The organism is Xenorhabdus anantnagensis (assembly GCF_028598555.1).
In the GTDB taxonomy this organism is placed as follows: Bacteria; Pseudomonadota; Gammaproteobacteria; order Enterobacterales; family Enterobacteriaceae; genus Xenorhabdus; species Xenorhabdus anantnagensis.
In genome coordinates this window covers 115,045-131,764 of record NZ_JAQRFN010000002.1, presented here as the reverse complement: position 1 = coordinate 131,764, position 16,720 = coordinate 115,045, and the positions used below count along the sequence as shown (strand labels likewise).

8 protein-coding genes are annotated in these 16,720 nt (G+C 37.0%); 3 read left to right on the top strand and 5 right to left on the bottom strand.

Annotated features, from left to right (window positions below):
- Window positions 1-23 precede the first annotated feature (23 nt).
- The 3 genes from parC (at window position 24) to ftsP (ending at window position 4,960) form a co-directional block, all read left to right on the top strand.
- Window positions 24-2,276 carry a DNA topoisomerase IV subunit A gene (gene parC, locus PSI14_RS02175; RefSeq protein ID WP_273574200.1) on the top strand — a complete coding sequence of 751 codons (2,253 nt, stop codon included), beginning with the start codon at window positions 24-26 and terminating at the stop codon, window positions 2,274-2,276.
- 195 nt (window positions 2,277-2,471) lie between these two features.
- Window positions 2,472-3,203 (top strand): 1-acylglycerol-3-phosphate O-acyltransferase, encoded by a 732-nt coding sequence (locus tag PSI14_RS02170; protein WP_273574199.1) that lies wholly within the window; start codon window positions 2,472-2,474, stop codon window positions 3,201-3,203.
- A gap of 335 nt (window positions 3,204-3,538) precedes the next feature.
- Window positions 3,539-4,960 (top strand): cell division protein FtsP, encoded by a 1,422-nt coding sequence (gene ftsP, locus PSI14_RS02165; RefSeq protein WP_273574198.1) that lies wholly within the window; start codon window positions 3,539-3,541, stop codon window positions 4,958-4,960.
- A 128-nt stretch (window positions 4,961-5,088) separates the two neighbouring features.
- Here ftsP and PSI14_RS02160 read toward each other — a convergent pair whose 3' ends face one another.
- The 5 genes from PSI14_RS02160 to PSI14_RS02140 form a co-directional block, all read right to left on the bottom strand.
- Complete coding sequence (locus tag PSI14_RS02160; RefSeq protein ID WP_273574197.1) at window positions 5,089-6,708, bottom strand: hypothetical protein; 1,620 nt, start codon at window positions 6,706-6,708, stop codon at window positions 5,089-5,091.
- A 96-nt stretch (window positions 6,709-6,804) separates the two neighbouring features.
- Entirely contained in the window at window positions 6,805-8,067 is a 1,263-nt protein-coding gene (locus PSI14_RS02155; RefSeq protein ID WP_273574196.1) for a hypothetical protein, read from the bottom strand.
- 128 nt (window positions 8,068-8,195) lie between these two features.
- Window positions 8,196-9,878 carry a hypothetical protein gene (locus PSI14_RS02150; protein WP_273574195.1) on the bottom strand — a complete coding sequence of 561 codons (1,683 nt, stop codon included), beginning with the start codon at window positions 9,876-9,878 and terminating at the stop codon, window positions 8,196-8,198.
- 323 nt (window positions 9,879-10,201) lie between these two features.
- Complete coding sequence (locus PSI14_RS02145) at window positions 10,202-11,929, bottom strand: hypothetical protein (RefSeq protein ID WP_273574194.1); 1,728 nt, start codon at window positions 11,927-11,929, stop codon at window positions 10,202-10,204.
- 593 nt (window positions 11,930-12,522) lie between these two features.
- The gene (locus tag PSI14_RS02140) at window positions 12,523-16,596 is read right to left on the bottom strand and encodes an inverse autotransporter beta domain-containing protein (RefSeq protein ID WP_273574193.1); all 4,074 of its coding nucleotides are present in this window, start codon (window positions 16,594-16,596) and stop codon (window positions 12,523-12,525) included.
- Between the last annotated feature and the right edge of the window lie 124 nt (window positions 16,597-16,720).

Genomic DNA, 16,720 nt, shown 5'->3' with positions numbered 1-16,720 from the left:
ACAGATTCTGAGGAAATTAATACATGAGTGAGATAACTCACGATGGTGTGGAGCGTCAGCCGCTCCACACGTTCACTGAAAACGCCTATTTGAATTACTCCATGTACGTCATCATGGACAGGGCGTTGCCTTTTATCGGTGATGGCTTAAAGCCTGTTCAGCGTCGTATTGTCTATGCGATGTCAGAATTGGGGCTGAGCAGTAGCGCCAAATTTAAAAAATCTGCCCGTACTGTCGGTGATGTTCTCGGTAAATACCATCCGCATGGAGATGGGGCCTGTTATGAAGCCATGGTTTTGATGGCGCAACCTTTCTCATACCGCTATCCGTTGGTGGATGGACAAGGAAACTGGGGAGCGCCGGATGATCCCAAATCCTTTGCGGCGATGCGTTATACCGAATCCCGTTTGTCCAAATATGCCGAATTGTTGTTGAGTGAATTGGGACAGGGAACTGTAAATTGGGTGCCAAACTTTGATGGCACATTGCAGGAGCCTAAAATGCTGCCTGCCCGCCTTCCCAATATCTTGCTGAATGGTACTACCGGTATTGCCGTTGGTATGGCGACTGACATCCCGCCACACAATGCCCGTGAGGTAGCGAATGCCCTGATTGCCATGTTGGATAAGCCTGATCTATCGCTTGATGAAGCAATGGAATACGTCAAAGGGCCGGACTATCCAACAGAAGCTGAGATCATCACGCCAAAAGAAGATATCCGCAAGATCTACAAAAATGGTCGTGGTTCGGTGCGGATGCGGGCAATTTGGTCGAAAGAAGAAGGTAACGTCGTTATTACGGCTCTGCCCCATCAAGTATCAGGCGCGAAGATACTGGAGCAAATCGCCAGCCAAATGCGGGCAAAGAAATTGCCGATGGTGGATGATCTGCGTGACGAATCTGATCACGAAAATCCGACTCGCTTGGTCATTGTTCCACGTACTAATCGCGTGGATGTCGAACAAGTCATGAACCATCTGTTTGCAACCACTGATCTGGAAAAGAGTTATCGCGTTAACCTCAATATGATCGGTTTGGATAACCGTCCTTCGGTGAAAGGCTTGGTTGAGATCCTCAGTGAATGGTTGATTTTCCGCCGCGAGACGGTGCGTAATCGCTTGAATTATCGTTTGGAAAAAGTCCTGAAGCGGCTGCATATTCTGGAAGGTTTGCTGGCGGCATATCTGAACATTGATGAAGTCATCCACATTATTCGCAATGAAGATGAGCCGAAGCCAGTATTGATACAGCGTTTTGGATTAACCGAAACGCAGGCAGAAGCCATTCTTGAACTGAAATTGCGCCACTTGGCGAAACTGGAAGAAGTCAAAATCCGTGGCGAGCAGGGTGAACTGGCGAAAGAACGCGACAAACTTCAGGCGATCTTGGGTTCTGAGCGTAAATTAAGTACGTTACTGAAAAAAGAGATTATTGCCGATGCCGCAAGCTACGGCGATGACCGCCGCTCTCCATTGAAAGAGCGCACAGAAGCTAAAGCCATGAGTGATCATGACATCCTGCCATCTGAGCCGATTACAGTCATCATGTCAGAAATGGGCTGGGTACGTAGTGCGAAAGGGCACGAGATTGATCCGGCGGGTTTGAATTACAAATCTGGTGACAGCTTCCGCAGTGCGGCCCGCGGCAAGAGCAACCAGCCTGTGGTCTTTATTGATACCACTGGACGCAGCTACTCTGTTGATTCGTTGGATTTACCCTCAGCCAGAGGGCAAGGAGAACCTTTGACGGGTAAACTGGCATTGCCTGCCGGGGCAGCGGTTGAACACCTTCTGATGGCGAAAGAAGAGCAGAAATTCTTGATGGCATCAGATGCAGGATATGGTTTTATCTGTACTTTCAATGACTTGATTGCAAAAAACCGCGCAGGCAAGGCAATGATTACTTTGCCTGAAAATGCCAAAGTAATGCAGCCACTGGAGATTAACAACGAACAGGATGATATGTTACTGGCGATTACCAAAGCTGGTCGTATGTTGATGTTCCCGGTGGCTGATCTGCCACAGCTTTCGAAAGGAAAAGGCAATAAGATTGTTTCTATTCCTGCCGTACAGGCCGTATCAGGCGAAGATATGTTGAGTTGGTTGTTGGTATTGCCTTCACAATCTTCAATCACGCTTTACTTTGGCAAGCGCAAATTATTGCTTCGTCCTGAGGACTTACAGAAATTCAGGGCTGAAAGAGGGCGCAAGGGAACGTCTTTACCTCGTGGTTTGCAGCGTGTTGATCGCGTTGAAGTGGAGATGCCCAAACAGTAATCTTATGTAATAACGGTATATATTTCATATGGTTATTTTCTAATATAATTATCGTTATTATTTTATATTAGCTATTTATACCCAACAGATTTCAATTTGTGGCACAACCAATTGAGCTGCAAATTGCGGGATGAAAGGTATCAATCATAATCTCAGGCCAGTGTAATACACTGGCCTGCTTAGCAAGGGGCAGCTATGCTGGCAATCATTCGTGGAATAATTGTTATTCTGTTTACGATACTGGTCTTTATTTTTGGTTGTATCTACTGTTTATTCAGTCCGCGTAATCCACGTCATGTCATGACTTTTGGTCATGCGTTTGGCAAGTTGCATAAAGTGTTTGGCATTAAGTTGCTGGAACGTATTCCAGCGGAAGCTCAGGAATATGGGCCTAGCATTTATATCGGCAATCACCAAAACAATTACGACATGATTACTATGTCGAATGCGGTGCAGCCACGTACAGTCACTGTAGGTAAAAAAAGCCTGGTCTTTATTCCCTTTTTTGGCCAGATTTATTGGTTGACAGGTAATATCCTGATCGACAGGAACAACCGAACAAAAGCGCATGGCACAATTTCGCAGGTTGTCGATCAGATCAAAAAAAATCAGGTATCGGTCTGGATGTTCCCAGAAGGAACACGCAGTCGTGGCCGTGGTTTACTGCCCTTTAAAACAGGTGCTTTTCATGCAGCCATTGCAGCAGGAGTATCTATCGTGCCAGTCTGTGTTTCTTCCACACACAATAAAATAAAACTCAATCGTTGGAATAATGGCACCGTTATTGTTGAAATGTTGCCTCCGATTGACACCAAGAAATATACCAAAGAACAGGTGCGTGAACTGGCAGAACACTGTCGACAAATGATGCAAACTAAGATTGAAGAACTGGATAAAGAAGTCGAGGCGCTGAATAAGCGGGGATAATTGAATGACAGTAAACTGTCTGGAATTATCAAATATGATCTCCTGCATTTTGGCCGGATTATCGCCACAAATTTAAGATAGTTTTAGAATTTCTCTCCTATTCGCGATATGATTGCGTTTAATAAATTAACGTTTTTATTAAACGCAATCGATAGAATAATAACTCTTGATAGCCACAATATCGGAGTCTTCATCCCAGTAATTATTTGAATTGTATGCCCAAGAGTTTCAAGCCGCAGCTTGGAAGAAGAAGGCTATATGCAGTCATTGGAGATTACTATTCTCGTTGTGCAAATTATTTCTGTTGTAGAGACCATTTCTTCTGTGGAGAAAGTATGTCACTGAGTCGGCGCCAATTTATTCAGGCTTCAGGTGTGGCAATGTGTTTAGGTGCGCTTCCTTTTGTGATTAGAGCCAAGAAAAATCAACAAACACAATTGCCGATCCCTCCCTTACTGGAATCCCGAATAGGACAACCACTGTTTTTAACTATACAAAAAGCCAACTGGGCGTTTAATGGCCGTAAGAATGCTAACATTTGGGGTATTAACGGACATTATTTAGGGCCAACAATTCGGGTGCGCCGAGGGGATTATGTCAAATTAATATATAGCAATCGGCTATCTGAACCGGTTTCAATGACCGTAGGGGGGTTATTGGTCCCCGGAACCTTAATAGGCGGCTCGACCCGTTTGATAAAACCGAAGGAAAGTTGGTCGCCGATTATCCAGATAGACCAGCCTGCAACCACCTGTTGGTATCATGCCAATACCCCAAATCGAATGGCACGGCACGTTTATGCCGGCCTTGCAGGTATGTGGCTGGTGGAAGACGAAAGCAGCCGTAGCCTGCCGTTGCCCAAACATTATGGTGTCGATGATTTTCCTGTTATTTTGCAAGATAAGCGGTTTGATAATTTTGGTGTGCCACAATACAACCCAACGGATAATCAAGGCTTTCTTGGTGATAGCTTGATTGTTAATGGTGTCGAAAATCCTTTCGTGGAAGTTGCCAGAGGTTGGGTCAGACTGCGTTTGCTGAATGCTTCTAATGCTCGGCGATATGAATTGCAACTCAGCGATGGACGCCCGTTCTACATGATTGGTACTGATCAAGGATTGCTGCCTGCTCCCGTAGCGGTACAGTTATTGTCACTGGCTCCGGGAGAGCGTCGTGAGATCCTGATTGATATGTCAAAAGGGGAGAGTGTTACCATTACTGCGGGGGAATCGGCAGGCATAATGGATCGTTTGAAAGGCCTGTTGGAATATTCAACTAAGCTCTTGTCAACCACAGTATTAACACTGAAAGCCAGTGGGTTGCTTCCTTTGGTGACAGATCAATTACCGACTCAGCTTGTAGCTGATAATCCACATATTAACGCCTCCATTCGAAGCCGTCAGATTGATTTGGGAGATTATTCACCAGGGAGCAATGGTTCACTAGCGAATAAGCATCGAATCGATATAACAAGCCAGCAAGGAGCATGGGAGCGTTGGATAGTCACAACGTCAACACCTCAGCCTTTGCATATTGAAGGGGTAAGATTTAAAGTCATCAATCTGAATGGCAAACGTCCAGAGCCACAGGATTATGGCTGGAAAGATACTGTTTGGATTGATAGCCGGGCAGAATTGTTGGTTAATATGGTGCAACCATCTTATGAGAATTTTCCTTTTATGTATTACAGCCAGATATTGGAGAGGGCTGATAGTGGAGTTGCCGGGAAGTTGATTGTTAATCCTCCGGGTTTCTAAGTGAAGCGCTGTTACTGTTTTAATAATGCAGATTAACCCCAATATATTGTGTTGTTACGCGAAGCCAGCTTCGCTTATCTTGGGGGATTGGCTGTCAGACCGACAGCCGTTTATCATTATCATTCTTATCATAAATCACTTGTTAAAATTTCACTTTTCCAATAATGGCTATATGTTTTTTCTTGGTTAAGTGGATTAATTGTATAATATTCAAAATAGATCATTCCTAGACCACCGTTTATATTCTCCCTGATATCATTAAGTTCTGGCGAATAAATTTTAATGATAGCTGTTGCCATTTTTCCTCCTGATTCATCTGGAGTATAAGGTGAAGTGATTTTAAATATCTTATTAAAGTTCTTGTTTTTTGATTTAACATACATCCTTAAATATATATCCTTCCCCCAAAGTGGATGAGCCAGATCACTTTCATCATTAGTGGAAATAAGTTTTACATATAGTTGACAACCACTTATAGGATAATTGGAGATGTCTCTTGGAGTAATTATTTCGTTAAATGTTTTTTTATCATCATCAGAATTCTCAAGTTTAGGATCACTTTTTATGTTGGCAAAGCTTGAGAAAACATCAGGCATATTAAATACTCTATTCACATTGTAATTAGGTGTGTTTAGTTGACCTCCTGTATATTTAATTTGTTGAGATTCAGAAAAGATGCTGTCACCAAATTCTGGAGATATTACATAATAAAAAATAGAATCTTCTTCAGGTGGAAATATATCTCTTCGCATCAAAAATGTATAAGATGAGTTATCTTGACCATTCGGTTCCACAACATCGGAAATTTTTTTTACGGGCAATATTAACCCTTCTGGATCAAAAGAGCTGTCATTATTTTTTTTATTGAAAAATAAAATACAGTCTGTCATTGATACATTTGGATAAGAATCAATCTGAATGTCAAAAAATTTTCGGCCATCACTACTCAATAAATTTCCAGATAATTCGGGAATATATGGGGGATTAGGTAACGTATTATTATCAGATGGAAAAATAGAAACCATATGTATAGTACCGGAATGATATTCAGCTACCCCTTCTATTTTACTGATCAAATCTATAACAACAGGTGTATTCATAATGGGATATACACGAAATTTCACTTTTCCGTCCTCACCACTAGTAATGATCACCTCAATTTTGTCCCCATCATTATGGGGCTTAATGATTTCAGGTTTTTGTTCTGGCTTGTCAGGATCAGTCGTGATGATGATACTTCTTTCTATGTCCTCTTTATTTTCAGAAAAAATTTGAACAGGAATGTTTTTCAGTAATTGACCGTTTGTATCAAATAATGTAGTACAATAACTGATATAGTGTTCTTTATTATTATCTATATCATCATCATTCGGTGTCATACAGACACTTTTATTTTTCTTCAACTGAATCGTACTTTTGACTAAATCTTTTGCATAAAACCTTACTACTTTATTAATGCCAGTGAGTGTAAAATATATATTTTCACCTGCTTTTATTGAATCATTATCATTGACAACACATAGCACACTCATATTATATGAATTCTTATCCCGTTGGTATTTTATAGGGTGAATGACATCTATATGTTTAAACCCACTGATATCCTTTATTTCTATATCAAATTGATTTTCTGTTATTGTTTTTGGTATTATCTCTATATCAAGATAAAACCTATGGCCAATGATAACATCAGAGTCATTATTAACAGATAAATTCAAGCTATAAATTTCCTCATCGCTATTAAACATATTCATCCTCTTTTACAATTTATTAGTTATATAGTTTTTATAAAGAACTAATTAGTGTCATATGAGTATATTATGATTAAATATCGAAAAATTGGGTCACCATATACCAGACCAAGTTACACCATCAGGGCAAGCATCCCCCGGAAGCTCTCCTCCTGGCCGTACTGTATGAAGGCTGGCTTGCCAAATTTGACCATAAGAAATATCCCCATAGTAATTAACCTGAAAGTCAAAATAAATCTCGCCATTATCTATATGCCCAACATAATTAAAAGGAATACCAAACAGTAATGTTGCTGTATTACTATCATGGCTATCAGGTTGAGATGGCATTAACTTAAGCTTAGACTGATAAACTGTATTTGGATAATTATTAACATATAAATTTAATATCACTTCAGCACCAAATGGAACTTTTGTTTTATCTTTATGATCACTGGTTCCTATTATTTTAACAAATAATCCTTCGTGGTGAGAGTTTTTACATCTGTGCGCTATATCTTTTTCAACAATTGAAGTATTGACCATGTTTTTATCATCACTATCGCCATCACTGCTATAAACTATACAACTGTCATATGTTCTTTCTAAGTTAGCGGTTGGTTGATTATATGCTCCGCCAGAATATGTTATACTTTTGGGAGTTGAAGAACGGGTCAAGCCTATATTATTCACAATAGTATAAGAAAAATTAACAGATTTATTTTTTGTAAGAAGGTTATAAGGAAAAGTCATATAACTATTTTCTAATGCACTAATATCTTCAACAACAAAGAATTTATTCACGTATTTATTATCAATGAAAAATAGTATAGTGTCATTTATTTTAGCATCAGGATAATCTTGAATCAAAAGCGTAAAGAAATTTGAGCTGGGATTCACCCATAATTTTCCGTCATCTCCGAGTATGTCAGGTGGAGGAAGAGTTAAATCTTCTTTGTTATTATCTATGATATATATCTTATTCTTTGATGATATACGTCCTGTAACATTTATCACCATAGAGTCAACTTGAAATATTAGTGGTGTTAATTTTTTAGGGTAAACGTAGAATATTAATTCTCCATTATTATTTGAAGTAATGATAAAAGTATTCAGATTAGAAACGATTTTTTGAATTCTGACAGGGGTTTCTTTATCAGAATGATAAATATTGACATGGTCAAAATAAGCGTGTTCTTTTTCAATAATAGCAACTGAAACATTTGGCAAGGGTGTTCCTTCTTTGTCCCTGACTAAAGCAATGGCCTTAATACAGTCACCATCAGGTGGTAAGACATCATGCTCTAAGATTTGGAAAAAGTCTTTTTCAAAATATATTGAAATTGAATTTTCATCTATTGAAAAATTATTTTTCATATCGTTGCCTTATTTTTTATATTATTATAATCTCACAATATAATAATTAACGATTGATTTGTGATTTTTTCTGACCACTTCTATAGAAAGAGAACTTCATTTAAGAATATAAAATATTTTCAGTACCTTTATAAAGGATCACACCCATCATTATCATCATGAGGCTGATTTGGTAATACAGTATTAATTTTGGCAGTCCATTTTTTACTATACGTTTTAGAGCCATCACTATTTTCAATATAATAATCGAAAGAAAGTGTTCCTAATCCTTTGGAGAATGAAGGTCCGGCTCGGTTAATGTCACAGTATGGAATATTAACGACAACATGACCTGTTTGTTTTCCCGAATCGACACTGGATGGTAACGAGAACTGATAATTTTTATGAGTATTTCTGGATGTCGGTGTTTTGACATATATATTCAAATATCCCGTGCTACCGAGTTGTGGTAAATTTTTATTATTTTGATCATTGGTTCCCATAATCACCACATATAGCCCAGTCACTCCTTTAGCGCTTTGACCAGGCTTTCTGTTACGATTTATCATGCTTAGGATGATGCCATGCCACTCAAAAGTTTCATTTTTTTCACTATATACATCAATGGGAAGTGTTGCATAGCTGGTATAGATTTTAACTTTATCGTAAACCTCGTCGTTAGATGAGTCATTACCAACATATTTTACTGTAATTGGGTAAGATTTCCTGACTTCACCTTCTACTGAAGAAATAAGATAATAAAATTCAACTCGTTCGTTAATAGGTAAGTCACTGTATGACAAGCTAAAAGCTTTACTTGGCAATTCATTAACATTATTAACCTTATATATAGGTTCAAGTAACTTTGGTTTATCATGTAAGCTACTTCTTATAAAAAACAGAATTCCATCTGTAGCATAAATAGGTTGATAAGAAGGTATTTGGACATGAAAATATTTCGAAGAAGTCGAATCTTGTTTAATTATATTATTTTCTTCCATTTCTTGTATCGTTGGGCTACCGAGTTCAAATGGGCTATTATGAGGAGAATTAATGACATACAGAGTATAAGCTTGAGTAAATCCAGTAACATTAAGTATTGCCGTTGTCAAATTAAGTCTGACTTGTGTATATTTTATTGGATAGATACGAAATCTAACTTTTCCTTCTGAATCAGAATAGACAGTAATAACATCAATCTCGTGATAGGATTGAACCTCAATAGGTTGAGGTGATTTATCATCTGTAGCAAAAACAACTAGATTTAATTTCTTGGGTTGGGAAGAGGAAATAGTCACGGCAACATTTTTCAAAGGGTTACCATCATCCCCAGTAATTGTTGAACTAATCAAGGCATATTCACTATTAGGATCATCAATATTATTATCACTGATTGGTGTCACCATATAGTTTTTTTTACCATAGTCAAGCGAAATAGTTTTATCAAAACTAAATTGCTTTGCCGTATAGGTAATGTTCAGTGGTGTCACCTCTTGAATATCTAAACCTGAATTTGAAATCGCATGAACATTATAGTTTATTAATTTTCCTGGTAAAATATTACCATTAACATTCAACAAAAATATCGCACTTCCTCCAGTTTTATTTTTTGTGGGCGTCCACTTCACATGACGTATTACTTCAACTACCGTTGGATCACTTTTTATTGAAATATCCTTAATATCTTCAATCACATTTTGGTTTGCTACAAGTGTTACTGTCAGATAAACAGATTGTCCAATAATAATATCTGAACTATCTGGTATAGATACACAAAGTTTTCCTGGCAAGCAGGATTCTGATAATTTTATTATATTATTTTTAATATTCATTTTTTCACCTTTGAATCCATAATAGTTTAGTTAAACATATATACCCATCATCATTAAAGGCACCTGATATATAACTCAAATTAGACATGTTAACCAATATGAAAATACATCTGATATCAATAAAAAATAATCCATTTAACTAATGTATGATACTGTACGAAGTGGATATTGTATTAAGAACAACTTTAAAGAATTAAAACTTGCATCTTTAAACTAGTTTAACTTTTATTCTTGATGATATTCCAAGCCATAATATTGACTTGGAATATATGGCACTGAAAATATTAATATATAATTAATTTCTATCCGTATTTATCTATAAATTAAGACGAGCATCCATAATAGTCATCATCATCATATTCATTTGGATCCATAGTGTTAATATCAACCTCCCAAATTTTACTATATATTTTCTCTCCAGTTTCTGCATCTTTTATTATATAGTAATCAATATATAATCTTGAAGGATTATAACCATCTATAGGTAATATTCCTTTAAGGAAACAGAATGGAATAGTAACCACTTGGTATTTAACCTTCCCATCTTGTTTTAGGTTTTTTAAATCAAAATCATACTCTTTAGATACAAGACCCTTGGAAGATTTTATACTCACCCTCACTTTACCACTCTGATTAGGCTGTGGTAAGTTTTCTATGGTAGAATTACCTGCAGCTTCTATCAACACATATAATCCTGCACTATTGCTATTATTCTTATCCTCACCGAAAACAAGACCTTGACTTATTAGGTCAAAAATTACGGCAGATGATTTAGAAACTGTGCCATTTATATCACTAGGTTTGATTGGAAGGTCCGCATAAGTAGAATATACAGTAACTTTATCATAAACCTCGTTTTTATTTCCATCTGGAGAATCTTCATCCTGAATATACTTTACATTCAAAGATTGGGAATATCTAGGCTCCCCTTCTTGGGATATCACCATATAGTATAACCCACCGAGTTTATTAGGCTCTAATTGATCATATGTGAAAGGAAAAGGTATGTCTTCTATTTTATCTATATCTCCAGTTCTATATGTAGGAGACAGTAATGTTTTTTTGTCTGTTCCATCATATTCAGTAAAAAATGCAAGAACATCTGTTCCGTAAGCATCATCATATGGATTAATTTCTACATTAAAATGAGTTCTTCCAAATAGTTTTTTGAGTATTCCACCTTCCTCCATTTCATTTATAAAAGGATTATCTAATTGGCGATCATGAGAGTTATCAGGAAAAATACACATTGATGTTGTATATGTATCTCTTGTTAAATTTTGTATTGATGCTAAAAAATCAATTCTTGCTGGTTTACCTTTTTGAGGATATGCACGAAATTTTATCTTACCATTTTCATCACTATTTAAAGTGATGAAATATCGGTGATCACCTTTTCCTATAGGAGTGATAGGAGTAATAGGGTTAACACCACTTACTTCTGGCTCATGAGTTATATTTATTATCTCAGATCCAGGAGATAACTGATCTCGTTGCGTTGAGATAATAACTTGAGCTTTCTTTATCGGATTATTATGGATATCACTAACCACACCTTCATATATATTGTAGATACTTTTTTTTCCAGTTATTGGATTATTAGTATCCGGTAGTTTTATGAATTCATTTTCAGTTTTTAATGTAATTATTTCTTGCGGAGGATTTTTATGCACTTTATATGAAACCGGTAAAGGATCAACATTATTTACCTGTTGTCCATTTTCTTTATAAGCCACGACTTTAAAAGGAATTTCTGTAAGAGAATTATTATTCTCCACCGTTAGTAACAGTATAGAAACACCATAGTTTTCTGTAGCTGTAATCACCTTATAAAATGGTGTGTATATAATGTGATGAATAGAATTTGATGCACCTTCTATTTTAATTTTAGATATATCACGCAGGGTTGATGGATCCGCTTTAATAGTTATTTCTAAATAAATGGACTGACCATTGAGAACAGTAGAACCATCCTCAAGTGATATCTTAATAGGATAATTAGTTGAAGGGATAGTTGATCCGCTTTTCAGCACTTCTTTTTTTATGTTCATATCATTTCCTTATAAAATAATCTAAAAAATGTCACATCTAAATATGCAATTTAAGTATTATTAATACATTATACTAATGTCTATTTATCACAGCATCAGTGTTAATATAATATTTATAACTCTCGAATGAAAACTAATGAAAAAAAGTAATCACATTGAAAAATTATTGTATATATTAAATTATTGTTATTGACATAGATAATTTAATTTCAAAAAAATATCCTATTGAAGATGCTTAATCTATAATTCAAACCACTTAATGCTGTTCGACATAAAAATCATCTATACAACAATATTTGACACGCTATTTATAGAAATTAACACTACTTATACCATTCTCACTACAAAGTTCAAGAACAGAGTATTTTTGCTTCAAATTTTTTCAAAATAGCGAAGTTCCAACGATCAGTAAAATTTGATTTTTTAATAATATTTGATTCTTCCTCTGATTCATTAAGGTTATCAAACCTATCAATAAAATCGCATTAAATGTGCAAAATTATCAATATCTGCGTAATGATTATTTTTCTACAAAGTAGAATCTCGCCCCTGTTAAGGTTATGAGAACGTTCTACTTATGAAAATTTCATTTTTTAGGGAGGGCTATCCTGAACACATAATAAATATCCTGATGTATTATTATCACTAACAGGCTGATCAATCTTTAGATCATACAAATATTTTGTCTGAGTATTAGTATAAATTGGAACAATTACTGATATTCCATAACTATTAGGATCTAATATTCCCCATAAGAAGCTATGTGGAAACTCCCCTTTTAATGGAATATTTCCATTTTGTGTGCTTTCTAAATCATCTGTATTAACAATCCTCAACAAATTCTCGCTAACATTACCTATAGTACAGCCTGCACTAGAATCCGTTTTAATAGGATCAAGAAAATTAGAGTCAATGTAGTAGAATTTTCTTATATTATAATTATATTTATATTTATACTTGGCCTTATTAGACTTTGTAATCGTCATTTCCAAATCTACTTCTCCCGTATTATAAAAAGCGATTACGCCTTTAGGGTCTAATTTACCAATCATAGAAATATTACCTTTTGTTATAGAGAATTTATCTTTACCCTGAACAATCGGTTTTTCTGTAAACAAATCCACTAACTCTCCCATCAGATTCTGAAATGCATTATAAGGCCTATTCTGCTCTTTGAATATTTTCCCTATTTTATTTTTATCACTGAATACATGAAGCCCGGCTTGCCAAGTAGGGGGAACAAAAGCAACTTGTTGATTTGCCGAACTAGAAGTCGTTTTTCCCCTCCCAGCTGGTACTTCTAATTTTACTGTCAGACCGTCAGTTACTTGACTATTATTAATATCACCAATACCAACCTGACTGCTTAGTGTAGCCGTAATTTGACCATTTCTTACTATATTGTCACTTTTAATTTCCCATTCATCCTGACCTTTATAGATTTCAGGGGCAGGATCTAGAACCCATTTAGCATCTATCTTATACCCGTCAGGTAGCGCTGTATTAGGGCTGTCAGCCTTAACAATTTTTGCAGTATAGGTATAATGTTCATTACTGCCACCCTTTATGGGATGGTTAGGGTCAAACACAACATCAAGACTTACTATCTTTAAAGTTTCCGCTTCAAAATCCACAGGTTCAGCACATTGTTCTGTTTCAGGGATCTCAACAGACTTTTCATCAACAGCAGCAAGACACACGATTGCGCCTGTCACTACAGGGTTTTTCTGGCTGCTAAGTAGTTGAACTGTTAATGTGCCATCAGGTTTAGTAGTAACTTCCCCTGACTCTGATAGCCAGGTATTTTTCGGATCACCACCACCCGCCTGAGATTTTAATCGCCACTTAAATTTAATATCTTGCTCTTTATAAGGTGTTGTACCATTAGCACTAAACACATATGCAGTATAGTGATAAGCGTGTTGCGGATTTTTATCTCCATCCGCAGGAACTGTTCCATTTTTTTCGGCCACTGTTGGTTTCTGGATTTTTGGCCATCTGAATTCCACATCCACAGACTTCGGTGTTTCAACTCCTTCTGCAGAAGCCTCCACCGTCACCGTTTGAGCCTGAGTACTGGTCAATGTTGTGGTCGCTTCTCCGCTAGCATTGACTTTGCTGCTTGCTGGATTAAGTGTTAGACCTTTTTGGCTTGTATCTTTTATGGACCAATTAACTTCCTTATTAAGCTCTGGATTCTTACCCGTAGAATCCTTAACGCTGACTGTCAGAGTATAAGATTTATTCACCAGTATAGGGCTTGATGGTGTCACTGTTATTGCCGACATCTGTTCCGGGTTGAAATCTACTGCCCGCTTTGCTTGAACGGACTTGTGGCTTCCAACCGTGAGTGAAACTATAATCCCATTGAGTGTCTTAGTACTGGTTAAAGTTGCTTTTAATTTACCATCGCTATCTGTTGTCATATCTGATTGATTTAGATTAAGTCCATCAGTATTGTTTGGATAATCTATCTTCCATTTCGTATTAGTCATATTTTTATTCTTAACGGGTTTTCCATCACTTCCCACAATAATGGCCGTATAGGTATATTTTTGTTGACCATCCGCAGTTAACGTCTCTGGTGGGTTGACCTGAATATCCCCACTAATATGATAATCTTTGGTATCCGCAGTAAAGGACACTGGCTGTTCTGCCGATACAATTTTTTGATTGCCAATAGCGAGTGAAACTGTGATATCTCTTATTTCCACCTTACTGGCCAATGTTGCCGTTAATTTTCCTTCGCCATCAGTCGTAACTTCGCCATTTTTCGGGTTCCAAATCAGTCCGTCTTCACTCTTATCTTTACTCCAATTCACATTAGTAATTTTCTGGTTTTTCATTGGCTTATTATTACTATCCAGAACTACCGCAGTGTAAGTGTAGGTTTGAGTACCATCGGCTACGAGTGACGGTACTTGCGGTGAAACCTTAACTTTATCAACATGAAAACTGGCAGGTTTTTCATCAAAACTGACTTCGCCCACTAAATGTGGAGGTTGCCCGTCCAGTTTCAGGTATACTTTGACATCTTTATGTGACTGAGTACTAATTAAGATGGGTTTATGTTTGAAATGCCCATTCTCATCAATTGCAACAGAATCTGATTTTTCCCAATCAATAAACTGCAATCCAGACTCCGGACCTGTTTTGGGATCAGTTATCCACTGAACGTGATTAATGGTAGTGTTTTTTATTGGTGTACCATTAATCGTATCAAAGGTAATTACAGGGTTAAAAATGTATCCATCCTCTTTATCCCCCGTCGCAGGCAATGGCCCCATTGGAATAAAATTGGCCCCTTCCCGTTTTTTCAACATAAACGGCCTGACAATCACGCGCATTTCAACAGGTGCTGATTTTTGGTTATTTTCCAATTCAGCAAAAGCATAAATAGGGTAATTGTTATTTTGGTTATCGCTAGATAAATATTTTGGCAGGGTTATTTTTATTGTATTACCGACATGAGAAGAGAGTTTTCCAGAATGCTTTTCAAAGTATTCGTTCGTTGCCCAATGAATCTGTTTAACTGAATTATTAGAAGATAAATTGACTGTAATATCGTGCTGCTCCTGACTGTACCCGATGATGGTTTCCGGTAACGACAATTGCGCAATCGGTTTTTTCTGGTGCTCAAGCACAATATGATTATTTCTTTCTACCAGATCATAACGGCTACCTGTTAATGTCCTCGCCGCCGCCACATTTTCTGGCGATAACTGCACGCTCAAGGGAACTCCCAGTTTATAGTTAAAATTCGCCAAAAACTGTGTTTCGCTGTGCCCGCTTCCCCCTTGTTTATAATCCACGCCCAGAGTAAATAGTGGGACTGGGGTGTAAGTCAGCCCCAATTTAGCCAAGTTGGGGTTTTTCTGTTTCGTGTCACGATTGAATAAGGTAACGTTATCGCCAAAATACTGCTCATAGGTCAGTTTAGCTCCCAGATTGGGGTAAGCGGGTAAGAAAAACTCTCCATTAATGTCATAACCGTTGGCAGGGCGTTCATAATAACCTGCAAAATTACGGGAGTTCTGCCAATTATTTAAACGATAATAGGTATTAGCAGAAAGTTTAATGTAGTCTCCCCATATTTCTCCGCCCAGTCCAAAGCGCTGGTTTTTCCCTGTCAGGTCATGATCATAAAAAGTATTCAGGCCATACATCCAGTTTTGATAAAAATAACGTCCACCTAAACCGACGTTAATGGTATTGCGACTGTCTTTGTTACGATAACCCAATTGGGAAAAGAGCAGCCAGTCTGCTTTATTGTCATAAAGTGGCAGTAATAGATCGAGTGAGTTATTTTCTAGCGTTCCCTTTTTATCCAGACCTAAGTTAATTCTGGCAGTACCAAACTGTGATAACCATTTTTGAGTTTCAGAAGAGACTGTGCTGTTGAATTTACCTAAAGCATAGGATTTAGCTTGTTCTGCTAGATCCGAAGGAGAAGATGATAAGATATTGCCTATGGTTTGAATATTTTTGGCGATCACATTCGGTGCATCAGACTCTGAGGTGTCATTATTTTCTTTTAAACGCGCTTCTTTATTGATGCTGGAATTCAAGGGGTTTCCATCAGAAAAAGCGCTCGTCATTGTAGAAGCTATCAATAAGGTATAAAATAAAGAACATAAGACAATGACTTTACTAATATATTTTGACATATATTAAGCACCTCAGAGATTTTAGTATAAATCTAGATTTCTATTTCCCTATGTATCTAATGACACTAGTTTATTCATCTTATTAGGCTAGCTGAATATTTCTATTTTGCGTTATTAAAAATAG